This window comes from Pedobacter foliorum (assembly GCF_013266735.1).
GTDB classification, from domain to species: domain Bacteria; phylum Bacteroidota; class Bacteroidia; order Sphingobacteriales; family Sphingobacteriaceae; genus Pedobacter; species Pedobacter foliorum.
Genome location: NZ_JABSNU010000012.1, coordinates 1 through 24718 on the forward strand (window position 1 = coordinate 1; position 24718 = coordinate 24718).

The 24718-nt window shown below is 36.9% G+C and carries 17 protein-coding genes; 10 read left to right on the forward strand and 7 right to left on the reverse strand.

Features of this window, described 5'->3' with window-relative positions; genetic code table 11:
- Positions 1 to 495 precede the first annotated feature (495 nt).
- The 3 genes from HQN83_RS19565 to HQN83_RS19575 all read right to left on the reverse strand — a co-directional run bounded on the left by HQN83_RS19565 (position 496) and on the right by HQN83_RS19575 (position 3864).
- Positions 496 to 1983 (reverse strand): carboxypeptidase-like regulatory domain-containing protein, encoded by a 1488-nt coding sequence (locus HQN83_RS19565; protein WP_173092542.1) that lies wholly within the window; start codon positions 1981 to 1983, stop codon positions 496 to 498.
- Positions 1984 to 3132: a FecR family protein gene (locus tag HQN83_RS19570; protein WP_173092544.1), complete on the reverse strand. Its 1149-nt coding sequence runs from the start codon at positions 3130 to 3132 to the stop codon at positions 1984 to 1986.
- A 111-nt stretch (positions 3133 to 3243) separates the two neighbouring features.
- Complete coding sequence (locus HQN83_RS19575; protein WP_246254552.1) at positions 3244 to 3864, reverse strand: RNA polymerase sigma factor; 621 nt, start codon at positions 3862 to 3864, stop codon at positions 3244 to 3246.
- Positions 3865 to 4404: 540 nt separating this feature from the next.
- Between HQN83_RS19575 and hisG the strand changes: the two genes are divergently transcribed.
- The 9 genes from hisG (at position 4405) to HQN83_RS19620 (ending at position 13038) form a co-directional block, all read left to right on the forward strand.
- Positions 4405 to 5256 carry an ATP phosphoribosyltransferase gene (gene hisG, locus HQN83_RS19580; protein WP_173092546.1) on the forward strand — a complete coding sequence of 284 codons (852 nt, stop codon included), beginning with the start codon at positions 4405 to 4407 and terminating at the stop codon, positions 5254 to 5256.
- A gap of 222 nt (positions 5257 to 5478) precedes the next feature.
- On the forward strand, positions 5479 to 6762 hold the full coding sequence (gene hisD / locus HQN83_RS19585) for a histidinol dehydrogenase (RefSeq protein ID WP_173092548.1): 1284 nt from the start codon (positions 5479 to 5481) through the stop codon (positions 6760 to 6762).
- 111 nt (positions 6763 to 6873) lie between these two features.
- On the forward strand, positions 6874 to 7932 hold the full coding sequence (hisC, locus tag HQN83_RS19590) for a histidinol-phosphate transaminase (RefSeq protein ID WP_173092549.1): 1059 nt from the start codon (positions 6874 to 6876) through the stop codon (positions 7930 to 7932).
- A 10-nt stretch (positions 7933 to 7942) separates the two neighbouring features.
- Positions 7943 to 9076, forward strand: coding sequence for a bifunctional histidinol-phosphatase/imidazoleglycerol-phosphate dehydratase HisB (gene hisB, locus HQN83_RS19595; protein ID WP_173092550.1), 1134 nt, complete (start codon positions 7943 to 7945; stop codon positions 9074 to 9076).
- Positions 9077 to 9212: 136 nt separating this feature from the next.
- Positions 9213 to 9806 carry an imidazole glycerol phosphate synthase subunit HisH gene (gene hisH / locus HQN83_RS19600; protein WP_173092552.1) on the forward strand — a complete coding sequence of 198 codons (594 nt, stop codon included), beginning with the start codon at positions 9213 to 9215 and terminating at the stop codon, positions 9804 to 9806.
- 1 nt (position 9807) lies between these two features.
- Positions 9808 to 10557, forward strand: coding sequence for a 1-(5-phosphoribosyl)-5-[(5-phosphoribosylamino)methylideneamino]imidazole-4-carboxamide isomerase (gene hisA, locus HQN83_RS19605; RefSeq protein ID WP_108203543.1), 750 nt, complete (start codon positions 9808 to 9810; stop codon positions 10555 to 10557).
- Positions 10558 to 10560: 3 nt separating this feature from the next.
- Positions 10561 to 11316 carry an imidazole glycerol phosphate synthase subunit HisF gene (hisF, locus tag HQN83_RS19610; protein ID WP_173092553.1) on the forward strand — a complete coding sequence of 252 codons (756 nt, stop codon included), beginning with the start codon at positions 10561 to 10563 and terminating at the stop codon, positions 11314 to 11316.
- A 229-nt stretch (positions 11317 to 11545) separates the two neighbouring features.
- Positions 11546 to 12136: a bifunctional phosphoribosyl-AMP cyclohydrolase/phosphoribosyl-ATP diphosphatase HisIE gene (gene hisIE, locus HQN83_RS19615; protein ID WP_048904305.1), complete on the forward strand. Its 591-nt coding sequence runs from the start codon at positions 11546 to 11548 to the stop codon at positions 12134 to 12136.
- Positions 12136 to 13038 (forward strand): WD40 repeat domain-containing protein, encoded by a 903-nt coding sequence (locus HQN83_RS19620; protein WP_173092555.1) that lies wholly within the window; start codon positions 12136 to 12138, stop codon positions 13036 to 13038. The genes hisIE and HQN83_RS19620 overlap by 1 nt, the downstream gene beginning before the upstream one ends.
- Here the strand turns inward: HQN83_RS19620 and HQN83_RS19625 are convergent.
- From HQN83_RS19625 to HQN83_RS19635, 3 genes are read right to left on the reverse strand one after another with little or no spacing between them, the layout of a single operon-like run.
- Positions 13035 to 15842 carry a porin family protein gene (locus HQN83_RS19625; RefSeq protein WP_173092557.1) on the reverse strand — a complete coding sequence of 936 codons (2808 nt, stop codon included), beginning with the start codon at positions 15840 to 15842 and terminating at the stop codon, positions 13035 to 13037. The two genes, HQN83_RS19620 and HQN83_RS19625, sit on opposite strands and share 4 nt — an antisense overlap.
- A gap of 36 nt (positions 15843 to 15878) precedes the next feature.
- A complete protein-coding gene (locus tag HQN83_RS19630; RefSeq protein ID WP_173092558.1) occupies positions 15879 to 17114 on the reverse strand; it encodes a 6-bladed beta-propeller in 1236 nt (411 codons plus the stop codon).
- A 21-nt stretch (positions 17115 to 17135) separates the two neighbouring features.
- Entirely contained in the window at positions 17136 to 18419 is a 1284-nt protein-coding gene (locus tag HQN83_RS19635) for a 6-bladed beta-propeller (RefSeq protein WP_173092559.1), read from the reverse strand.
- Positions 18420 to 18519: 100 nt separating this feature from the next.
- On the opposite strand from HQN83_RS19635, the gene HQN83_RS19640 reads away from it, so the two are divergent.
- Entirely contained in the window at positions 18520 to 18996 is a 477-nt protein-coding gene (locus HQN83_RS19640) for an OsmC family protein (RefSeq protein WP_173092560.1), read from the forward strand.
- Between the two features lie 2 nt (positions 18997 to 18998).
- Here HQN83_RS19640 and HQN83_RS19645 read toward each other — a convergent pair whose 3' ends face one another.
- Positions 18999 to 24713 (reverse strand): alpha-2-macroglobulin family protein, encoded by a 5715-nt coding sequence (locus HQN83_RS19645; RefSeq protein WP_173092561.1) that lies wholly within the window; start codon positions 24711 to 24713, stop codon positions 18999 to 19001.
- Positions 24714 to 24718: the final 5 nt, after the last annotated feature.

Below are 24718 nucleotides of genomic sequence, written 5' to 3' on the forward strand. Positions count from 1 at the left end.
TGGTATATAGCGCAACGAGGTCCTTGTAGCTGTCTCAGACTACTCATTTCAGTTTGCGCTATACCTTAATGAAAAATAATAGAAAATTGCGGCAAGGCGTCCGCTTAGAGAAGATTGTTTTTATTGTTTGAAGAAGATCATTACAAATAAGATATGGAAATCAATGATGTTGTTAGGAGATTTTTCTCTCCTAACAACATCATTGATTGATAAAATATGGATAAATAAATTTGGATTTCAACATAGAAGGACCTCGCACCAGCAAGGCTTTCTTTCTCTTGAGGGGTCCTGAAATAAATTCAGGATGACGTGAGCCACGATAGGATGATGTGAGCCCTCGCAAAATAATGTGAACCACGATAAAATAACAGAAACCATGATCGGGAAGAGGCTTATCAAACAGGACGATTGTACTTATTGAACAGCCTCACCGATCTTTTACGCTTGAGAGTCGCTGGATATCATTATACTAGTATGTTATATCAACATTTATATTTAATCTTCTTTTTTAGGCAAAACGTAATCCATTGGCACCATATCAGCAACTTTTTCATATCCCCAAAACCCTTCATATAGCAATGAGCCCGGGTCATAAATACCCCCATTCTCATAAAAATTGATGGATGGTTTTAATTGATAAACCAAAGAGATCTGATATCTGGAATATTCTGATGGTCGCTTAATTTTTAAGCCAGAATAGTCAGCGTACCTTCTTGTTTCCTTTTCATTTTTATAGATGATATACAAGGCATCTTTAAAATTCAAGCTTTTTAAGCTACTTAACTGTTGCTTAACCAGTGTATCAACTAGTACTTCGCCCCTATTCAGAACCTCTACCGTATCCGATTGATTTTTCATAACCGCCCAATGGCTTAATGAATCTTTTCTGGTTCTAAAATTGATTTCCTTACCTTTCACATTAGAAAAAAACTTAATCTTTTCATCAATAACTGTATCAGCATATTTCTCTTTATTTCGGGCCTTCACAAGCTTATTTATAACAAAGCCATCCTCATCAATAGAATTACTATACAGAGCCCTAAAAAAATGCTGTGGAGACCCAAGGTATGCTATCTTTCTTTTTTCCAGATAACCTCTTGTTTTTGATTTGCCAGCTTTAATTTCTTCAAAGTAAGGATAGCCGTAAAACAAGACAACATTTGTTTCTTCATCCTCCTGAAAGTACTTAAGAAGGTACTTTATCCTATAACCTAGTGCTTTATTTTCTACCACAAGAAACTCATCAGCCGCTGCTTTCAGTATATGTTTTTCATCATCGTAATCAAATTGAATTACCTCCGGATTAATGATTTCGCATTTTTCAGAATTTGGTGATGTTCCAATAAAACTTTCTGTAAATGTTTTAAGTCGCTGTTCCCTATTCGGATCCACTCTAATCACAACCTCATTTAATTGTTTAACATTTTCCTGAAGTATAATTTCTATATCGGCCGATTTACTAATGATGGTTACGTTCTGACTGGCCGGTAAGTAACCAATCATCTGAACTAGAACATTGTAATTCCCCTCCTTTAAATTCCGGATAACAAATTTACCCTCGTTATCTGCCACTGTTCCCGTCTGATATCCACTGAGCAGAATTCCTGCTCCAGGCAATGTTTCACCATTTTTATCTTTAACCACCCCCGAAATAGCATACAAACTCTGCGGCGGAAGAACCTCATTCTTATCCTTAGCAGTGATCATTACAATTTTATTTTCAATGATGTAGGTAATTGGAAGCCCCTCAAAAACAGTACTCAATATTAAATCAATACCTGCATTTTTAACCGTTACACTTACCGGCTTTAGATCTTGAAGCAGGGAGTTATCATAAAGGAAATCGTAATTGCATTGTTTTCTTATTTCCTTAAAAACAGAAGACAATTCGGTATCCTTCAGCGACAAGGTAATACCCTGTGCATTCGCACAAAATCCTGTAGATAGAAACATGACCAAGAAAAATGCGAACAACAATCTCATCTATTTTGTAACTATGACTCTATTTCCTTCTACTTTAAATTTAATTTTCCCTGTTACTTCGAGCGCTTTTAATACCGCCGAAATATTTTTTGAGCGCGATACAGTACCGCTTAAACGAAGATCTTCATGGTTTCCATTGTCAATAATCTCAACATTATACCATCGGGCAACCTGACGAAGGATGCTTCCAAAATCTTCATTGTCAAATATAAAATCTCCGTTTTTCCAGGCCACAGCTTCCTGGGTATTTACGTTACGAATGCTAAGTGTATTGTTTGTCACCACCGATTCCTGTCCCGGATGCAAAATCTTTTGTTCTTTTTTATCTGATACCTTAACCGATCCTTCTAACAAAGTAGTCGTGGTTGTATTTTCATCACTATACGAATTCACATTAAAATGAGTACCCAGTACTTCAACCTCCTGTTTATCCGTTTTCACAATAAATGGATGAGCCTTGTCTTTTGCAACCTCAAAATAGGCCTCTCCATTAAGTTCAACCTTACGTTGTTTTAACGAAGCAAAAGTTGCAGAAAAGGTAAATGATGAAGCTGCGTTTAACCAGATCTTTGATCCATCTGATAATTCAACCTGATACTGCTGTCCCCTTGCCGTGGTTATTGTATTTAAGCCTAAGTTTTCAGAAGCAGACTCGCTAGTACTTGCAGTTGAAGATTTTGCTTTATAAACTAATTTTCCGTCCGCAGTTTTAAAAATTGAAACATTTGCTTGCTCAGCAATTAGACCCGTTGGTGCATCTGCAAGACTAATCCTTTTCCCATTAGCCAACGTTAAAGTTGCCGTATTTTGAGCAGGTGTTGCATCTTGAATTTTGTTTACAACCACATCATTTTTAAGTATCTCGGTATTTTGCTGATTGTAATAAAACAAACCGACACCAAGAATCATCAACAAACAAGCGGCGGCAACTGCCGGATACCATAGGCGCTTCACTTTTGCAGGAGTACGTCCCTCCATCAGCGAATTATAAATTATTTCTGTTTCCTGATTAAGCTCATCTTCAGAAAGTGCTGGAATATCATCTTTAGAAAAATAGTGCAGCCAATATTTGGCTGCATGTTCTTCTTCAGAGGTGGCAGTACCCGCGTTCACTTTATTTAAAATTTCTTTAATATCTTTCTTTTCCATTGCCATATTAGGATTTCCTGTTAATTAGTATTTAGGATTCCGCTTATTGTAGATATAGACAACTCATGAATACCAAATGGGGACAGCATATAAAAATATTTTTTTTTCGGATTAGGAGTTCAATATAAAAATGACATAAACAACAAACCCAAGCTTTAGCTTTAAGTGCTTCATTGCCCTTTTGAGCTGGGTATTTACAGTAGATTCAGCAACGCCTAAATGTTCAGAAATATCTTTGGCCGACATGTATTGTTTACTCCGTAGCTCATAAACTTTTCGCATTCCCGGAGGCATCGCCGAAATTTCCTTCTCAATCATTGCAGCAATATCTTTTTCTCTGATCAAGAAATCCGTTCCATCACTATCCACATCTATGTAATGATTCCCTTCATCCGCATACTTACGTAAAACCTCATTATGCTTAAAAATATTGAAGATTTTATTGAGAACAGATTTGTAGAGATAACCGGATAAAGTAGTTTTTAATTCAAGAGTTTCGCGATTGTTTAGCATCCAGGCAAAAACATCTTGCACTATATCTCTCGATTCTTCTTTATTTCCCAATTTATGGTAGGCGTAGAGGTAAAGCGGTTTATCGTATCTAATGTAGATTTCTTTAAACGCAGCATCATCCCCCTGCTTAAAAAGCCGGATTAATTCATGTTCGTTATATTTGGTATAGTCTAACATCTCAATTACTTCTCTAAAGTTAACTATTTTCCCAATACTCAAACTATAAAAATCCCGTTAGTGAGAAAATTACGTCATTTTAGTTTTTTTAAATCACTGAACTAAACAACTCATCTTTTCCCTATACCGCGTCGGCTCCGCGCCTATACCCAGTCGGAAATGCCGAGGCACTTTTCAGGGTTTTCTCAGGCACTCCTCAGGCCTAACTGGGGTAAAACGCCTGAGGAGTGCCTGCCCAAATCCTGCCAGATGCCTCTTCGAATTGCTCTGGCAATACTTCCTAAAAACTCTAAAACTGCAACTCAAGTATCAATTTTAATGCTTTTTTTATTTGGCTCATTAAGAACTTTTTCATTTTAAACCAAATTTTATTTGGAATTGCGATTTCAATCTATATATTTGCATCCCCTCAGGATGCTAGTCATTGTTGATAAGGAACTTAAATAATATTATGAACACTGTTTTGAACCATCATTTACATTTGCACCATCGCCAATTGGCGATGTATATGTAATGTTTTGTACTTCAAAACTTGTTTCCGACCTTATTTTCTTGTTCAATCAATAATAATCAAAAGCACATTTGAAAACACTTAAAATTGCTATCCAAAAATCGGGTAGACTAAACGAAAAATCAGTAGAGATCCTTAAAAATTGTGGTTTATCTTTCGAAAACTACAAAAGCTCATTAATATCAACAGTTACCAATTTTCCTTTAGAAATCCTTTTCTTAAGAGATGATGATATCCCGGAATATGTTCAGGATGGAATTGCAGATCTTGGTATAGTTGGCGAAAACGTAATCGTTGAGTCAGGATCAGAAGTTACTTATCTTCAAAAATTAGGCTTCGGTAAATGCACACTTAAAATTGCAATTCCTAACGAAGCGAACATCACAGAAATTGCACAACTGGAAGGTAAAGCGATTGCAACTTCTTACCCTGTAATTCTTGAAAAATACCTAAAAGATAATCACGTAAACGCTGAGGTTCGTACCATTTCAGGCTCCGTAGAAATTGGTCCTGGTTTGGGATTAAGTGATGCGATTTGCGACATCGTTTCTACTGGTGGAACATTGAAAAGTAATGGTCTAAAACCATTCTCGGAAGTGATGAAATCTGAAGCAATTTTAATTGGAAAAGAAGGTTCAGAATTGTTACCTGAAGTTCAGGAATTGTTGCAACGCATCCGTTCGGTACTGCGCGCAAAAGAGACAAAATATGTTGTGCTTAATGTGGCCAAGACTAACCTTAAAAAAGTAGTAGATCTTTTACCTGGTGTAAAAAGTCCGACTGTAGTTCCGTTGTTTGATGAGGACTGGGTTGCGGTACATTCGGTAATTGCTGAGCACGATTTCTGGGAGAAGATCAATAGTCTTAAAGCTGCCGGTGCACAAGGAATTGTTGTTATGCCAATTGAAAAAATCATTGCTTAATATTGTAGAGTTCCTAGGCATCCTAATAATCTCCTCGTCATCCTGAATTTATTTCAGGACCTCGAAAGAGAAAGTAAGATTTGCAGGTTCTGGACTTACCAGTGTGAGGTCCTGAAATGAATTCAGGATGACGACCGGATATAAGACGGATCGAGACAGTACAAAACAACATAAAACGCTTATTTTAGCATTAACTAATAGTTAAACTTAAAATATAACAACTTGAAAATCTACAGTTATACTGATTTATCTAAACAAGAGATTGAATCAATCTGTTTAAGACAGCTGGAAGACGACACAACCATACAAGACCGTGTTAAGAGCATAGTTGATGCTGTTAAAACTGACGGAGACAAAGCCCTATTCAGCTTTGCGAAACAGTTTGACCAGGTTGAATTATCGCAGCTCTTCATCGATAAAAAGGAGATTGAGGAAATAGCTTCATCAATTCCTGCGGATGCAAAAGCAGCCATTGACACGGCCTATCAAAACATCAGAACCTTCCACGCAGCGCAAGCTAGCAAGGAAGAGAAGATAGAAACAATGCCTGGTGTTACCTGCTGGCGCGAAACAAGAGCTATCGACCGTGTAGGCCTTTACATCCCCGGTGGATCTGCTGTTTTACCAAGTACTTTTTTGATGCTTGGGATACCAGCTACTCTTGCCGGATGCAAAGAGATTGTGGTTTGCTCTCCTCCTCAAAAGGATGGAAAAACAAATTGCTATCTGGCTTATTGCGCTTTGAAATTAGGGATCGAAAAGATCTATCTGGTTGGAGGTGCGCAAGCAGTTGCAGCAATGGCTTACGGAACAGAGAGCGTACCTAAAGTGTACAAAATCTTTGGCCCAGGAAACCGTTACGTAACACAAGCAAAGCAGTTAATCCAGTCGACTACCATGACTGCAATTGATATGCCGGCTGGCCCTTCAGAGGTTTTAGTGCTTGCTGATGAGACTGCCAATCCGTCATATATCGCTTCCGACCTTCTTGCACAAGCTGAACACGGAGCTGATAGTCAGACTATTCTAGTATCTACCTCAAACGAGATCATAACTAAAACACTAGAACAAGTTGAAATTCAACTAAAAGATCTTCCAAGAAAAGACGTAACCGCCCTTGCAATAGCAAATTCGTACGCTGTATTGGTTAATGACCTGGAACAAGGCATGGAATTTAGCAACACTTATGCTCCTGAACACTTAATCCTTTCAACAGATCATTTTGAGCAGCTTATACCGCTGATTTCCAATGCAGGGTCTGTATTCTTAGGCAATTTGACGCCGGAAAGCGCAGGTGATTATGCTTCAGGAACCAACCATACCTTGCCTACAAGTGGCTTTGCAAAAGCTTATTCAGGTGTTTCGCTTGATTCGTTTGTAAAGAAGATCACCTTCCAGCATATCAGTCCTAGGGGCTTACAGAATATAGGAGCCACAGTTGAGGTGCTTGCAGAGGCAGAAGGCTTAAGGGCACACAGAAACGCAATAAGTATCAGATTGAAATAATTAACACACTCGTCATCCTGAGTTTATCTCAGGATCTCGCATTAGAAAGAAAAACCTTTCAATGCGAGATACCAGCCTTCGCCGGCATGACGACCGCTTAAAAAAAGTACAATGGATATTAATAAATTACAAAGAGAAAACATTAAAAACCTTCGCCCCTACTCAACTGCGAGGGATGAATATAAAGGGCAAGCGAGTATCTTTTTGGATGCCAATGAGAACAGCTACGGCTCTCCATTAGATCAAAATTACAACCGTTACCCTGATCCTTTGCAACTTGATTTGAAAGATGCGATCAGCAAAATCAAAGGAGTTCCAATCGAAAACACCTTCCTTGGAAACGGAAGCGACGAAGCAATTGACCTTCTTTTCAGAGCCTTTTGTGAGCCCGGAAAAGACAATGTAATCATCCTCCCTCCAACCTATGGTATGTACGAAGTTTCGGCAAACATCAACAACGTTGAGATACGTAAAGTTGACTTGTTACCGAACTTTCAACTAGACCTGGAACGCATTGCAGAAGCTATCGATGAGCACACTAAACTGATCTTTATTTGCTCGCCAAACAACCCAACCGGAAACTCAATTATCCGCACAGATATTGAAACGGTATTGGCTAATTTCAATGGCTTGGTTGTGATAGATGAGGCTTACATAAACTACGCAAAACAACGCACGTTTATTAAAGAATTAACGGAGTATCCGAACCTGATTGTATTGCAAACTTTCTCTAAAGCATGGGGCCTTGCAGCACTACGTTTGGGTATGGCTTTTGCCGCCCGTCCGGTTATCGATGTACTGAATAAAGTTAAGCCTCCGTACAACATCAACCAGGCTACTCAGGACATTGCTTTGAAAGCTTTAGAAAACATAGAACAGGTAAACGACTGGATTAAAATTACCGTTGCAGAAAGGGATAAATTAAGCACTGATTTGGCCGAGCTTGCTATGGTTAAAAAGGTACATCCATCTGATGCTAATTTTATACTAATACAGGTTGATGAAGCGTTAAATACGTACAATGCTCTGGTAGATCAGGGTATCATTGTCAGAGACCGCTCTAAAGTATCGCTGTGCGAAGGATGTCTTCGCATTACCATAGGAACCACCCAAGAAAACGAAATCCTCTTAGAGGCTTTAAAAACACTATCAAAGCCATCTAACGCCTAAAAACCAAATCATGAAGAAATTATTATTTATAGACCGCGATGGCACACTCATTAAAGAACCCGCGGATGAGCAGATTGATTCATTTGCTAAATTAGAGTTCTATCCTAAAGCGCTGTACTATCTTTCTAAGATTGCAGCAGAGTTGGATTATGATTTGGTAATGGTAACCAATCAGGATGGTTTAGGTACTGATTCCCATCCTGAAGAGCATTTCTGGCCGGTACATAATTTCATTATGGATACTTTTTCTGGTGAGGGTGTTGAGTTTAGTGAGGTAATCATCGACAAAACTTTTGCGCATCAGAATGCAATAACACGTAAACCTAATACCGGTTTATTGCAGCATTACTTTACAGAAGAATATGATTTAAAGAATTCATTCGTACTTGGTGATCGCATTAACGACGTTATTTTAGCTAAAAACCTTGGTGCAAAAGCCATCTGGATTTGCAACAATGAGGATCTTGGTGCTAATGAAAAGCTTGAAAAAGCAGAGCATTTAAGTGATATTATCGCATTAAAAACTCAGAATTGGGTAGATATTTATACCATGCTTAAGGCTGGCACAAGAACAATTACGCATGAACGCAATACCAATGAAACCAAAATCAGCATTAGCATTGATCTTGACGGAACAGGTAAAGCGGATATTGATACTGGCTTAAACTTCTTTAACCACATGCTTGACCAAATTGCACGTCATGGCAGTATTGATTTGAAGATTAAGACCAATGGTGATTTACACATTGATGAGCATCACACTATTGAAGATACCGGTATTGCATTGGGAGAAGCTTTTGCTAAGGCTATAGGCAACAAACTTGGTCTTGAGCGTTATGGTTTCTGCTTGCCAATGGACGATTGCTTAGCGCAAGCTGCGATAGACTTTGGCGGTCGTAACTGGATTGTTTGGGAAGCAGATTTTAAACGTGAAATGGTTGGTGATATGCCTACTGAGATGTTTTATCACTTCTTTAAATCGTTTAGTGACGCATCAAAATGCAACCTGAATATTAAAGCAGAAGGCGAGAATGAGCATCATAAAATAGAGGCTATATTTAAAGCTTTTGCTAAAGCGATAAAAATGGCCATTAAGCGTGATGCTGAAAAGCTGGTTTTACCTAGCACTAAAGGGGTGTTGTAAATATATCAGCCGTCATCCTGAATTTATTTCAGGACCTCTCAAGAGAAAGGAAGTCTCGCTAGTGCGAGGTCCTGAAATAAATTCAGGATGACGGGAACGAGAAATAAAGAATTTAAACAATGATTGGAATAGTAAAATGATTGGAATAGTAAACTACGGCGCCGGCAACATCTTTTCCCTTACTTCTGCATTGGAAAGGCTAAACATACCTTTCGGAATGGTAAACACAGAAGCTGATCTGGATAAATACACCCACATCATTATTCCTGGTGTAGGACATGCCGGAGCAGCAATGGGTAAACTGGAACAAACAGGACTAGTAGCACCAATTAAAGCGCTAAAAAAACCGGTATTGGGCATCTGTGTTGGTATGCAATTGCTTACCGAACATTCGGAAGAAGGTAATGCCGATATGATGAACATAGTGCCCGTTAAAACAAGGTTATTCGATAAGAATCAAGGGATTAAAATCCCGCACATGGGTTGGAATAATATAGACCATAAAAACAATTCTTTGTTTGAAGGTGTAGAGAATCTGACACAATTTTACTTTGTGCATTCGTACTTTATTGAATATAACCCTACTTTTGATATTGCAACTGCAAATTATGGCAAGCCATTTTCTGCAGCAGTGCAAAAGGATAATTTCTATGGCGTACAATTTCATCCAGAGAAATCTGGTATCGCCGGAGAACGTTTATTAAAGAATTTTTCAAACTTAAAACAGTAAAATGTACATAATTCCCGCAATTGATATTCTAGATGGTAAGGTTGTTCGCCTTAGAGAAGGTGATTATAACCAAAAAACAGTATATGATGTTTCCATCGCTGAAATGATAGAGACTTACCGGTCTAATGGTACAGAATTCATACATATTATTGACTTAAATGGAGCAAAAGGCGATTTCAGCAATCAGAAAGAGCTTTTTGATATCATTAGAAAAACCGACATGCGTGTGCAGTACGGAGGTGGTATACGTACAATTAAGCAAGTTACAGATTTGCTTGATGCAGGTATTCACCGTGTTATTGTAGGTACACAAGCCATTACCAACCCTGATTTCTTAAAAGATCTTAGTACTGAAGTAGGCAAAAAATATGACTATGCTAACCGTATTGTGATTGCTATCGACGTTTTAGACGAAGTAATAAAATACTCAGGTTGGATGGAAAGCTCGCCAATTAAACTAATGGATTATGTTGATAAATGTTTACAACTTGGCTTTTTCAGGTTCTTGTGTACAGACATCAACAAGGATGGTAAATTAGGTGGTGCAGCTGTAGATTTATATAAAAAACTATTGGAGCACTCTCCGTTTATTAAACTAATTGCTTCTGGTGGTATCAGTTCAATGGCTGATATTGAAGAGTTGGCAGCTTTAGATATCCGTTCAGTTGTTGTTGGTAAGGCAATATATGAAAACAGGATTTCTATTGATGAGATTAAGCAATGGAATTTGAAGCAAATGACTTCTCTTTAATCGATGTTAAGTAAACGTATTATTCCATGCCTTGATGTTAAAGATGGGCGCACGGTTAAAGGTGTAAACTTTGTCGACTTAAAAGATGCTGGTGATCCGGTTGAACTTGCCTGGCAATATGCACAGCAAGGGGCTGATGAGCTTGTATTTTTAGACATTACCGCAACGCATGAAAGACGTGGTACAACGATAGAAATGGTGAAATCAGTTGCTCGTCAGCTGAATATTCCCTTTACTATTGGTGGTGGTATAACAACCATCGCTGATGCTGAGGCCTTATTAAATTCCGGTGCTGATAAGATCAGCATCAACTCCGCAGCAGTCAGAAACCCTAAATTAATTGAGGATTTGGCTAAAGCTTTTGGTGTTCAGTTTGTCGTTGTGGCTGTTGACACAAAGTTGGTAGATGGCAAAAACATGGTTCACCTTAATGGCGGACGACTGATTACTGAACTGGAAACTGAGGACTGGATTCTCAAGGCTGAAAGCTTAGGAGCCGGAGAGATTTTATTGACTTCAATGGATCACGATGGCACTAAAAACGGCTTTGACTGTTCGTTACTTGATAAGGTGGCTCGATCTATCAACATCCCTGTAATTGCATCAGGTGGTGCCGGTAAGGTTGAACATTTTACAGAAGTATTTTTAGAGACAGGTGTTGATGCAGCTTTAGCCGCATCGGTTTTTCACTTCGGCGAGATCCCTATACCCTATTTAAAGAGCGAATTAAAGAAACACAATATCCCGGTAAGGTTGTAAATATACTTCGTGTAAGCGCTTTATCTTAGTGAGCCTTATCTTTGTAAGCTTTATCGTCATCCTGAATTTATTTCAGGACCTCGCAAGAGAAAGGTTAACACATAACACGTCCGAGATCCTGAAATAAATTCAGGATGACGTAATGAATATAAAACCTCATTGAGGCAATGAGTAAAAACCTCGTTGACGTAATGAAAAAATACCTCAATGAGGTAATGAATTAAAAACTATGAATATAGATTTTGAAAAAACACAGGGTTTAGTACCTGTAATTATACAGGATGTACATACCCTGGAAGTTTTAATGCTGGGTTATATGAACCAGGAAGCATGGGACAAAACGCTTGCAGAAGGGAAAGTTACTTTCTTTTCGCGCAGCAAAAACAGGTTATGGACCAAAGGTGAAGAAAGCGGAAACTTCCTTTTTGTAAAGGAAACTCATATCGATTGCGATAACGACACAATCCTTATAAAAGCTACTCCGGTTGGCCCAACCTGTCATACAGGTTCTCGTAGCTGCTTTAAAACCGACTACAACCAGAACTTTATCTTTGAATTGGAGCAGATCATTGCAGATCGTTATGAGAACCCTTCAGAAGAGTCTTATGTAAATAAACTTCGCGCAAAAGGCCTTAATAAGATTGCTCAAAAAGTAGGTGAAGAAGGTGTTGAAACCGTTATCGCTGCATTGGCAGAAACTGATGTAGATTTTGTTAACGAAAGCTCAGATTTGATCTTCCACCTATTGGTTTTACTTAGAGAAAAGGGCAAAACTCTTGCTGATATTGGCTTAAACCTTAAAGGCAGACATAGTAAATAATGTTAAAGCATTTACATACACTTAGCGGTCACCAAAACCCCATATATGCGCTTGCAAGTCCTGCGGCAAAAGAAGATGTCTTTTTTAGTGCAGGCAACGATAAGGGTGTAGTTGAATGGTCATTAAAAACAATGACCTTTGTTAAGGTTCTGGTGCCCGTACAAAGTTCTGTATATGCTTTACACAGCTATAAAGATTTGCTCTTTATAGCGCAAAGGAGTGGCTTAATCTTGGTTTTCGATATTAAGCTTGAGCAAACCATAGCAACTTTAAGCCATCACCAAAAGGGTGTATTCGACCTGAAAACCATTGCTTATAAAAACGAGCTTTTAAGTACCGGAGAAGATGGAACAGTTGCTGTATGGTCGCTATCCGATTTCTCTTTACTTTATAATTTCCCTGTTTTACAGAATACTGTACGTACCATTGCGGTAAGTAATTCAGAAGAAGAAGTTGCTTTTGGATGTAAAGATGGAATTATCAGAGTTTATAATTCTTTAGATTATAGCTTAAATGCTGAGCTGAGCAGTCATAAACTCCCAATTACCTCATTGCAATACTCTCCTAATGGATTATCTTTAATCTCAGGTGGACGAGATGCACAATTAAAGGTGTGGAGCTTACCTGATTATCAATTAATAAATAACATTGCCGCACACATGTTTAGTGTGTACAGCATTGCCTTCCACCCTAATCAGCCTTATTTTGCTACTTGCAGCCAGGACAAGAGCATTAAACTATGGGGTTCGGATGATTTTAAACTCTATAAGATCCTTAGTTTAGAAAAGAATACCGAAGGGCATTTCCATTCTATTAACAAACTCATCTGGAGTTCAGATGGCCAATATCTGATCTCTACAGGAGACGACAGACAGGTAATGGTATGGGAATTTAATTCTTAAGGCTTTTTCTTTTCGGTACTTCCAAAAAAACGGGGATAATAGGCCATTGTTAGCATAAAATACTGCTGCAATACATTAACCGAACCAGTTGAGATCATGTTATTGTAGCCATAGTTGATAATACTTTTATTCTGCCCCAATAAATCTAATGCAGAAACCTTAATTTCAGCATTCTCCCCCTTTAAGAACCTGTAAGCAATACTTGCATTCCAGATGGTAAAATCGATGGGTTTTGAATAATTAGACGTGCTTCTATTGAAGTTAATATTCGTATTCCAGTATAGGCTCTTAGGCCACACCACACTCATTCCTCCATAGGTTCCGAAGTTCTTATAACTGTAATTCACATTTCCTTCTTGCCTGGTAGTACCCGTAGAAATGGATTGAGAACCGGAAACAGTAATCAATGAATTCAAATTGTACGACAATCTAAGCCAATTATAAGTAGTCAGATTTTTTTGCAGTACTTCATCGCCATTGATGTAAGCCGGTGTATTTGCATAGTTTAATTCGCTTGTAAACATAACCTCCAAGAGGTTCTCTTTCATTTTAAATGCCTTTTGCCAATTAGCATAATATCCTACATCGTGATAACCATTCAAGTTAACATTGTAGTGTATTCTTCTACCCAGAACATCATATCGGCTACTATCACCAATGTAATTACCGATCTTACTCATCCAAAATCTAAGATTTAAACGTCCAGTACTTCCTACTCTTGTTCCATTATGTTCAAAACTAAATTCCAACCTCTGTTTATAATCAGATTTAAGGTTAGCATTCCCATAATGGAGAAAATACACATTCGAACTATCAGTTAAAGGAGTTAACTGATATACATTTGGATAATTAGCAGAAGTAGTATAATTTAAACTGTAGGTTCTATTAAACGTGCTGGTTTTATTGTGCGCATAGCTAACAGAACCAGAGGGAAGAAAACGAAAATTGAATTCACTGAATCGCTGAAATACCTTTTCAGATGCATTTTTCTGATACAAGACCTCACCTTCGGTAAACAGGTTCACACTAACTGTTTTGTAATAACGATTATCTAAGTACTTTCTAAAGCTTTTTGAAAAGCCTATAGCCGGTTTTTCACTGAGTGTACTGTAATTACTTTTATTGCTCAAGTAGCTATTCTCAACATACCCAACATTATTGTCAAGATCGCCTACCACAACAGCTTCCTTATTATCATTAACCTTCAACGCATTTTTAAACTCCATCGTTACACCTAAGTAGCTAAGAGAAAGAGGCCCGACATTCGGTACAGTTAAATTGATAGTATGTACTGAATTGTTAAAATCGGTATTGTATTGCCTGTTGAAATTTTCATTCTGCGATGGGTCTGAAGCACTAAAATTTGTGATCCGCTTACTATTATTACTACCAGAAGTATTACTATAAGCATATTGTGCATCGAACTTTGCTTGTTTGTTACTAGAATTTAGATATGAATTTTTATTGGAAAGCTTTAGATTTGCATCAATTGTTCGTTGGTCTCCAGTATTTTCCTGTCGCGCTGCATTTTGGCTACTCTCACCCGTTGCTTTATTAAGGCCAATTGCAGTTTGAGTGTTGATACTATTATTAATGCTGTTCCTCATATTATATCCTGCTACTATATCTCTTTCGTCTGATGAATGATTGTAAGAAGAATTAAAATTATGACTTCTATTTACATTTTTTGATGTTCCTACATTATCTCTGATAAGTTGATTTCCGTCATTTAAGCTTTCTACTGTGTGAACCTGTTCTTTAAGATCATTGTCAGAATTAGAAAAAAAGTAACTAGCATTAAGGCGGTCTGGCTTACCAAACTCATGAGCAAGGGTAAAACCTGCGGAGGTAAAAATGTTTAGTCCTCGCTGACTAAAATCAGACTGGTATTCATAGTTTGTTCCTTCTCCTTTGTAAGAGCTATTCGCCATAAGTGACTGAACACTATTGGCTGTTTTGTTAACATTATTGTGCGTACTTATAATACCTGTCTGCGTCTTGGGGGTATAACCATTAAGCATACCATCTATAGCATATCTCTTATCGGTACCATAACCACCTCCTATCTTACCAAAAAGACCACTCTTTTTATCCTTCTTTAGCACAATATTCATATTTACATCAGGATTTACCTTATCCAGACTCTCCTTGTTTTCATAGACCTGGATTTTCTCTACTACATTTTTAGGAAGATTTTGGATGGCTATTTTAGGGTCGCCACCAAAAAAAGGCTTCCCTTCGACATAAAGATTACTTATTTTCTTTCCATTTACAGTAATCAATCCATCGCTCCATACTGTTACTCCAGTAAGCTTGCGAAGTAAATCCTCTACAGTAGCATTCGTATCCAACTTAAATGCATCCGCATTAAATACCAATGTATCCCCCTTCATTTCTACTGGAGCTTTTTGAGCAACAATCTTTACTTCCTCCAGATTATTCTCTGCCCGTTCGGCAATAAGCATCTTTAGATCTAGTACTCTGGAATCTGCTGGAATTACAAACTCCTTCTTGTAAACCTGGTATCCAACATAACTCATCAGTATATTTAATTTAACGCCAACAGGAAGCTCTTTAAACTGAAACTTACCAAAGTTATTAGACAACTGGTAACTGATCAGTTTATCGTCACCGGCCTTATAAACGGAAAGCGTTGCAGATCGGAGTACATAATTGTGAACGGAATCCTTTACTAACCCCTCTATTGCCCCTACATAAGTAGAGTCCTTTTTTTGAGCCTTGGAAGTAATGAAACATCCTAACAGAAAGATCTGTAAGCCTATAATGGTTAAATATTTGGTCAATGTGAAAGCGTTTAAATTTATTTATACTGGTTTAAGCTACAATTTCTCCTTGAGTTTGAACTGCAAAATCACAGGATTATCTGTTTTATTTCGTTGAGTAAAATAGTCACTAAGTATGGTGTTGTACTTTATATTCTTATCCTTATTTTCTTCATGCGCATCAAACATTACAGCAGATGAAAAACTAGTATAAACAAATTCCCCATCACATGCAGTCAAAGGAAAAGTATGATAATACTTGCCTTTATTTACTGGTAGAAAATAAGTACTGCTATCCGTAAGAATATGATCAACATCAATCGATGCACCTGATTTTAGATTATAGATTAGATTGACAGGGTGTAATTTACTTATGTAAAACAGCAGATTATTGCCGGCTTTCATAACGTTGGTTACATCATAAATCCATTCGGGATTGGCTTTATAAAGCTTTATTCTTTTTCCTTGAAATATACTATCGGCTAAAAAATTTACTGGAACTGAGTTGATTGTAGGAAAGATTATCCTATACAAATTCTGGACTCTGGAGGGACTTATCTTAAAGATATTGTAGTCGCTGGTTCTGGTAAAAAAAATAGCTGTATCTAATCCTGAATCGGATAATCTCTCTACTGTCGAATAGTAATCATCCTTTATCTTTAAACTTGGCACATCATAAGGGAAGGCGTTGGCTGTAACATTTGTATAGTTTGTGACATAGTTGACAAGAAAACGTGTTTTTACCCTATCCGCTTTATCGTCTTCATATAAAAAAGGTGAAATTGCTATACTTTCTGTTATAAATCTTGATTCATTTAGCATCTCTTCATCTTTAACAACAATCTCCGCTTTTTTTGTCCCCTTCAGATCAAAGACCAAATGCATCCATTTACCGTTTATAATTTGAACAAATGCGATTTCATTTTTCCAGCGGTTCAATTTAAAACTCCTTATCTCCTCTCTGTTCCCCATCCTATGTTTACCTCCTCCATAAATTTTGTGATGAAATTTTCCATTTTTTGTAAAAAAAAGAATGCAATTGGTAGTTTCGTCTAAGATGATAAAATAATCATCCGTTATTTCCAATTGATCTATCTTGCCAAAAAGGCTTTCTTTTGTAGTTTCTAGGGGTATATAAGTACTACTTTCAAACACTTCACTTGCCGACGCACCAAAAGCATTGCCAACGTCTATCCTCAAAGTCGTAACATTTGAAGTATCTATTGGGATAATTTTCTGTGCTTGCGAATAGAATCCGGTAAATAGCAGACAGATGATGAGCGTTTTTATCATAGCGTTTTAGTTCATGTGAGACTATAAATCGTCCTTTAACTTAATCTGAACTAGGACTGGGTTATTCTCCCCACTTCCTTTTCCGAAATAGTCAATTAGCACTCTATTGTATTTGACGTTTTTATCCTTGTTCTCTTCATGAGTTTGGAACATATAAACAGATGAAAAACTAGAATACAAATATTTACCATCACTGGCTACAAAGCCTGTATATCCGGTCATTCGATCATCAGCGACAGGTAGGAAATAAGACATAGCGTCTGTTGTGATATGGCCGAGGGCAATAAGTGACCCTGATTTAAGGTTATAGATCATGGAAGCCTGCTTATTAAAGTCATTATTGAAACAATTTGCTTTAAAGACTAAATTATCACCAACCTGAAAACAATTACTCAGGGCAAAGATGGCATCTGGATTATCTTGGAGATATTTAAATCTTTTGCCTTTATACTCATTATTAAATAGAAAATCCTTCGGCAGTGAATTGACTAATGGAAAAAGAAATCTATAAGCATGCTTAAGAGTATTTGGAGCTGCTTTATAAATATTGTAATCATATGGTTTAACAAAAAACACGGCTGAATCAACTCCATAATTATAAAACGGGCCACTTCCCGCACTCATGACCTCTTCAGAAATAGATAAACCTTCAGCCTGATAAGGAAAAGCAAAAGTTTTAGGTTTCTTAAAATCATTTGCATATTCCATCAAATATTTTGTCTTTACACCATTCTTTTTATCATCATCATAGTTCTCAGCAAGAATCATTAGGTCTTTTGATACAAACCTTCCATTGTAGATTATTAGCTCTTTATCTCTACTCAATATCTCTCTGGTTTTCTTGCCATCATAATTGAAAAAACAATGTGTTTGCTGACTTGTTTTAACATCCCATCTTGAAAACATAATTTCTCTAGTCCATTTATTGATCTTAAAATTATCCATTCGATTATCAATGTTAGTCAATGTAAAACTACCACCCTTTATTTTCCCATGAAACTTGCCGTCCTTTTTAAAGATTAAAATAGAATTGGTGGTTTTATCAAGAATAATATAATATTCATCGGTTATTTCCAACTGATCTACCTTTCCAAAGGTGCTTTCCTTTGTAGTTTCAAGAGGAATGTAAGTAACACTTTCGAATACTTCTGAAGCATTGCCCCCATTGGCATTTATAGGATCTACTCGCAGAGTCATTACTTTAGAAGTATCAATAGGAATTACCTTTTGGGCAAAAGCACTAAAACCAGCAATAGCAAAAAGGCATAGCAAGGCTAAAGATTTGAGGAGTTGTTGAGCGCGCATATTTGGTTAAATTTATTTTAAGAAAATCTTAATCTTCTATACAAGTATACTGTTTTTTTAAGGAAAGTTTGTTTAAATTCGAGGATACTAAGTATAAGTTATGGCTAAAGAACACCTATATCAAACGAGTTTAATATGGACAGGTAATAAAGGTTCAGGAACAATGGACTACCGGTCTTATGAGAGAAGTTATACTATATCAATAGACCATAAAGCAGATATTCAAGGATCATCTGATTCGGCATTTTTGGGTGACAAAACTAAACACAATCCAGAAGATTTGTTGGTTTCATCACTATCATCATGTCATATGCTTTGGTTTTTACACCTATGCTCGCAAAACGAGATCATTGTATTAGATTATACAGATAATGCCGTAGGCAAGATGGCTGAAGAGCCAAGCGGAAGTGGTCATTTCACCGAGGTTATTTTAAACCCCGTAGTTGTAATTAACAATCAAGATCATGTAGAAAAAGCCAACGCATTACATGAACAAGCAAACAAGATGTGCTTTATTGCTAACTCATGCAATTTCCCGGTTACACACAATCCTAAATGTATTGTTGAAAGAGGTTAAACTTACTTAACCTCTACCCTTTTCATTCCTTCCCTGCCGTAAAAAACAGGGAAGTACATCATTTCTGCCTTTGCAGGGTTAAGCGTATAACTTCCTGAATACCTAGGCATCAGGCTGATTGAAAAACTATGCTTTCCTTGTTTAAGCTTGGTACAGAAAATAGCGGTTTTGTTTTTAAAGTACTCCCTGTGCGTTTCTACGCCCCAAAAGCTTTGTGCTTTGTTTTCGTAAGAACAGCCTGCAGGAATAGGAACTTCAATCATTACATAATCCGCGTCCGCACGCACATCAACCTCTACTTTTAAAGCAGTTGAAGTTCCGGCTTTAAGTCTTTGTACTGCTTCAGAACCCTGTTCAAACCAGGTTTTTACCGTAAAATCTTTACTAACCTTTTCAGGCTTAGGATTATTAAATTGCTGGTAAGCTGTAAAATACACTGGATCATTACCTTTTTTATTAACCGTTAAGGCTTTCGGTTCGATAACCTTATTAAAAGGAAAAACAGTCACCGTCTCACTATTATTCAGTGTTATAGTAGCCGGTTCAGACTTTTTACCTGCAACCATTAGCTCCGGCAATATTGTCTCTAGAATTAGAGAAGATTCATATGTATTTCTCCACTGACCGTCTTTTCTTTGCTCAAGAAAATACTGTTGAATACGCACCAACTCTTCTTTATAGCCACCCTTTTCCTTTAGGATCTGATAAGCAAGCAATGTATTTTGAATACTGTTGTCCCAGAAATGATTGTTTTCTTCGCCCCAATAGCTGTTGCCAAACATGGTGCTTTTCTTTTGTGTCAATAACCACTTAACATCTACATCTAAACCAGCCTTCTGTTTTAACTGCATAATCTGAAGCTTATCATAAACTGTTTGCTTCTCATTTGCTTTTTGCTGATCAATAGTAGTAAGCCAATCCTTGATGTAATACTTTTCATCTAACAGACGCATAAGTTTTATAGCTTGAACCTGATCAATTGCATTTTTCTCACCTAATCTTTCTACCAAAGAATTATGCAATTTATCCATATTTATGGATACAGGGTAACCTTGTTTTTGAGCTTGCAGTAATGCTTCCACAACATGCAAACTAATCCAATATTCTGTGTTACTATCTTGCCACCAACCCCAGGTTCCTTCAGGTCTACTATTATTCTGAAGCTTTTTAATCAAATCCTTGATGCTCTTTTCTCCCTTAAAATCCTCGTTCAAGTATTTTCTTACTGTCTTTTCAAGCAATAGTCCCTTTAGTTTCGATGCCAATTGTTCATTACAGAAGTATTCATAATTGCGCAGTTTTTCCATTTCATCCAACAGTGTTGGAAAAACGGAAGATTCTGCCCTCAACGTTACCTTTCCAAGATCAGCATCAAATTTGTAATTTAAAGTGGTATCAGTTGTTAATGCGTTAAAATAGCCCTTTGTTTCAGTTACCCCTAAAGGGTACAATGGTATTTTGCGAATCTCCCCATCAAAATAACCATTGGGTTGTTCCATAGTGTATTGGAGTTGTAGACTATCTATACTGTTTTTCTGAGCAACAATAGCTATTGTATCTAAATGGGCATTTTTAAAGTCGAAATCACTATTTAACAATTCCTTGCCATTGTAAATGAGCTTTCTTTTAACACGTTCGGCTTCTGTACTATAATTCATTAATTTACCAATTACATTGATGCTATCCCCTTGCAACGCAAAAAGTGGAGAAACTAAATTGGCACTCAGTGTTTTGAAAGATTTAATCTCCGTTTGATAAGAGCCCGATTGCTGGCGACCATTCATGGCAATAATTTTCGTGGTCCAACTCGTAATATCATCAGGAAATTTTACCGTAAAGCTTGCCTTCCCCTCCTCATTGGTAAACAATTTAGGCTGCCATACTGCATAATCAGAAAAATTAGACCTCATGGTTTGTTGCTGAGGCTGTTGTCCCCCATTTGCATCCATATTAAGCTTATTACCTGTTGTTTTGATAAGAATGACGCCATTTGCACCTGCTGATCCATAAATATCTGTTGCAGCTTTATCTTTTAAAACCTGCATCTCAACAATAGAATTCTGATCAATACTGCTGATATCTCCGTTATAGGGTAATCCATCCACAATAATCAAAACACCGGCTCCCACCAATGATGAACCTGTGCTCAACCCCCTAATGTTAATCGTCCCTCGCATTCCTGGGGCACCTGTATTTTGTTGAATATTGAATCCGGCAACCTTGCCTTGAAGTAATTGTTCTACATCACCTCCATTTTCTCGTTTTGCAACGTAACCTCTAATAACTACCTCCTGCATTCCCTCTGGTGCTTCATCTAGAAATACAACTAAATTATCACTTGCTCTAACTTTGGTTACTTTTTTCTTGTAGCTTATGTAAGAAAACCAGATTTCTCCATCTTTAGGCACCATAACATCAAAAACACCTCTGGAATTTGTATGAGCTAGTACTTTAGCAGCTTTATTTTTCCCTTTATAAGCAATACTAACGCCTACCATAGTTTCCTTTGTACCCCCATCAAACACAGTCCCTCTTATTCTGGTTACCAAAAGCTTTTTATCAATTCCAGAATTGAAAACTACCTCCTCGCTTTCCTTAAAATAATCTATCGGCCTATCATCTTTCTTACCTAAAGCCTTTATCTTTCCGTCCATCCTAATACTCAAACTATCAGCTTTCATTATCTTTACATCCTTAATCAGGTAAAGATTCGAGCCTCCTGCTTTAATTATTAGATCATCCTTTGTAAAATACCTATTGTCTTTAAATAAATACATTACACTATAGCTGCCCTCATTTAAATTACCATAGGATGGATCCCGACCGGGGTGTATTTGTAAGAATCTGTAATCATCATTTTTATAAAGGATGACATTCTTTAAATAAGGTAATTGATTCAAAATCGCAGTGTCAATATCAATATTCAACCTACCTATATTCTTACCTTTTACTTCCTTATTTTCATATAGCCTGGTAGTTCTGCTTCTCAAATCAAGATAATCATTCCAAATGCTATCAATCTCTTCTTTTTTTAATAGCCCTTTTCTATAATCCTCGCTCATATCAGAGGGCATTAAAAGCCGGTACAATAAATTTTTATTATTTAGAGATTTTTGCCTAACCAATCCGGTAAAAAAAGAATACATATATCTCGGTTCTTTAACAAACATATGCTCTAAAGAACCTGATTTAAATCTAAGTTGGTTTTCAACAATGGGCCCAATCAATAAATTACCAGACCTTTGAACCTGGTTTGGAGGATTAAGCAGCATTTCTGTTTTATCTGTTGAAATGGTAGTCTTCTCACCTTCAAAGTTATCTCTAACATAAATCACATACTTTTCAAGATCCAATAACTCTTCTATTGTTAATAAAGATGGCGATGCACTTACTTTAGCTTGAGTATTTTTAAGATCTGTTGCAATTCCTAAAACCGTTTTCTTTCCTTTTAAAAAATCGCCCTCATAGGTTATCGTAAATCCTGAACCACGCAGGCGCAGTCGGTGGCGCCCTGGAGTAACCCTAAACGCATATCGTTTCAACTGATCGCTACCACCATAATAAACAGGAATATCATCTACATAAATGACATTAATAGGCACAATTTCTCCATCCTTTATTGCAAAAGGAGACAAAATGGCCATCGAATCATTTACCGTTTCTTCATTACTATAAATCTCTTTAGGATGTGTAAATTGATAATAAGATATTGTATCTAAACCAAGTTCTTTACCCCATCTCGTCCAATTTAAATCCAACTCTCCACCAGTATAAATATTATGAACATCCATATCCGGAAGTACTTTACGTGCTTTATAAACATCACCGAAAATAGGGAGTAGAATATCCTGTACTTTATTAGTGAATTTCGAAGTATATGCCAAGGCAGTAACATCAGTTTGTGGAATAGGCTGATTTTCCTGACTTGTAACTTTCACCTCCATATTTACTGTTTGTCCGGGATAAATTATCCGCGGAGCTTTCAAGTCGACATACACGGATTGCTTATTGTACCATGCACTGGTCTTTTGATTTGAAATTTGACCACCCCAGATATAATTCAAAACAATATGAGCCGCTTTAGTCCCCTTAAACTTCATTACTGTATCCAATTTATTGGTGTATCCTTTCAGAATTACTTTATCATCCGACAAAATAGTGTACCAAAAATTGAGTTTACTTTCGTTAACAGAACTTAAGCTCAGTGAATCTTTTGTATGAACTGAATTGATGTAGATATTCGGCCGCAGCAAACGATTAAATGTAACGCGATACTCATTTCCATCCTCAGTTTTTGCCTCATATTCACTTGCATTCTGATTTATCTTTATACCGGTAGGAAGGACTAAATTCACAGAATCCGTTTTATCATTGCCCTCAAAAAAGGTATATAACGTTACTTTTTTCTTCTCTGATTTACCATTTATAATATATTCAAAGTAAATGCTGTCAGCCTTTACTTTAGCAATTACATTTTTTCGTTGATTAGCATAACTAAAGTTTTTTTGTTCGGAACTCTTCTCATTATTACTATTGAAAAAATCGAAATTCATAGTAAAACTGATGTCACTTTTAGGGAATATGCTATCAGGTAGTACAAACTTCGTTTCGCCAACCGGATCCAGCATGATGGTCTTTTTCCACAGTGTATCTTTAAGAAAAAGATATTTGTCTTTAAGTTCGCCTTTATACGGATTTATTATTGAAATTTCTACTCTTCCATCAGGAACCGCCAACTCATTTTCATCAACTGCCTTTAAATAAAGTACAATTGGATTTCCAGGATTATGTTCATAGTTGTCGCTACGAACCGAAAATCTGGTCGATTTAAGTTCGTAATCTTCATAGTAAAAACTGTTTGAGAAAACAGTTTTCCATTCACCTTTAATTTTTTCTTTCAAAAGAACACGTTGATATTCATCAAGACTTAAGTCTAGGCTATCTGCAAGGACAAAGCTTCCCTCGTAACCACCCTCATTATACGGCTTAATCGAATCAATAATCTCATCCTCATCCAATGCAAATGCCAACAATTTATTATGCAATGGTTTGCCATTTTTATTTACCAGATAAGCCTTAAACCTTACCGTATCGCCAGGTTTAAATTTGGGTTTATTAAAAGTCAGATAGCCGGTATAGCCTATGGTTTTCTTCTGAATAGTATTAGATCTACGATTCCTTTCCTGAAGATAACCTGGATTTACTCTAAAGTAGTTTTTAACTCCTTCGTGAACTACCGTAATAAAGGTACGTTTAGATTTTGAGGAGGTAACATATAAATTGGCCTTTCTATTAAAAGGTACATGCCCTCCGTTTCCAATTTTAACCTCAGCATCCTCAATAAGTTTACCGTTTAAGTCCATAATAATAAACTGAAAGTCTTTGTTGTTACTTACCCGTTCTATTCTAACATTGGCAACGGCAACGGATACATATTTCAATTTATTTCTTTCTGCATTTACGTATAGGTAGTTACCAAAGGGAAGTTTTTTCTTATACCCCGAACGTTCATAATAAAAAGAGTCGATAACGGTATGTAAAAAGCTTTCCTTTATTTTGAGATTTGGGTTTTCGGCAATTTCAGACGCTTCTTTGTCTGTTAGTTTGTAGATATACTTATAATAACTCGATGTTCTACTTGTGGTTAGATTTTGTTGGGCAAAAAGAAAATTGCATGAAGCAAGAAACAGTAACAGAGAGGTTAAGAGTCGTTTCATATATT

What these genes read in the sequence shown, in the direction of transcription:
- HQN83_RS19620 (WP_173092555.1), top strand. Translation starts at nt 12,136, where the DNA reads ATGTTAAAGCATTTACATACACTTAGCGGTCACCAAAACCCCATATAT.
- hisH (WP_173092552.1), top strand. Translation starts at nt 9,213, where the DNA reads ATGATTGGAATAGTAAACTACGGCGCCGGCAACATCTTTTCCCTTACT.
- hisA (WP_108203543.1), top strand. Translation starts at nt 9,808, where the DNA reads ATGTACATAATTCCCGCAATTGATATTCTAGATGGTAAGGTTGTTCGC.
- HQN83_RS19570 (WP_173092544.1), bottom strand. Translation starts at nt 3,132, where the DNA reads ATGGAAAAGAAAGATATTAAAGAAATTTTAAATAAAGTGAACGCGGGT.
- hisIE (WP_048904305.1), top strand. Translation starts at nt 11,546, where the DNA reads ATGAATATAGATTTTGAAAAAACACAGGGTTTAGTACCTGTAATTATA.
- hisB (WP_173092550.1), top strand. Translation starts at nt 7,943, where the DNA reads ATGAAGAAATTATTATTTATAGACCGCGATGGCACACTCATTAAAGAA.
- HQN83_RS19640 (WP_173092560.1), top strand. Translation starts at nt 18,520, where the DNA reads ATGGCTAAAGAACACCTATATCAAACGAGTTTAATATGGACAGGTAAT.
- hisF (WP_173092553.1), top strand. Translation starts at nt 10,561, where the DNA reads ATGTTAAGTAAACGTATTATTCCATGCCTTGATGTTAAAGATGGGCGC.
- HQN83_RS19565 (WP_173092542.1), bottom strand. Translation starts at nt 1,983, where the DNA reads ATGAGATTGTTGTTCGCATTTTTCTTGGTCATGTTTCTATCTACAGGA.
- HQN83_RS19645 (WP_173092561.1), bottom strand. Translation starts at nt 24,713, where the DNA reads ATGAAACGACTCTTAACCTCTCTGTTACTGTTTCTTGCTTCATGCAAT.
- hisC (WP_173092549.1), top strand. Translation starts at nt 6,874, where the DNA reads ATGGATATTAATAAATTACAAAGAGAAAACATTAAAAACCTTCGCCCC.
- HQN83_RS19630 (WP_173092558.1), bottom strand. Translation starts at nt 17,114, where the DNA reads ATGATAAAAACGCTCATCATCTGTCTGCTATTTACCGGATTCTATTCG.
- HQN83_RS19635 (WP_173092559.1), bottom strand. Translation starts at nt 18,419, where the DNA reads ATGCGCGCTCAACAACTCCTCAAATCTTTAGCCTTGCTATGCCTTTTT.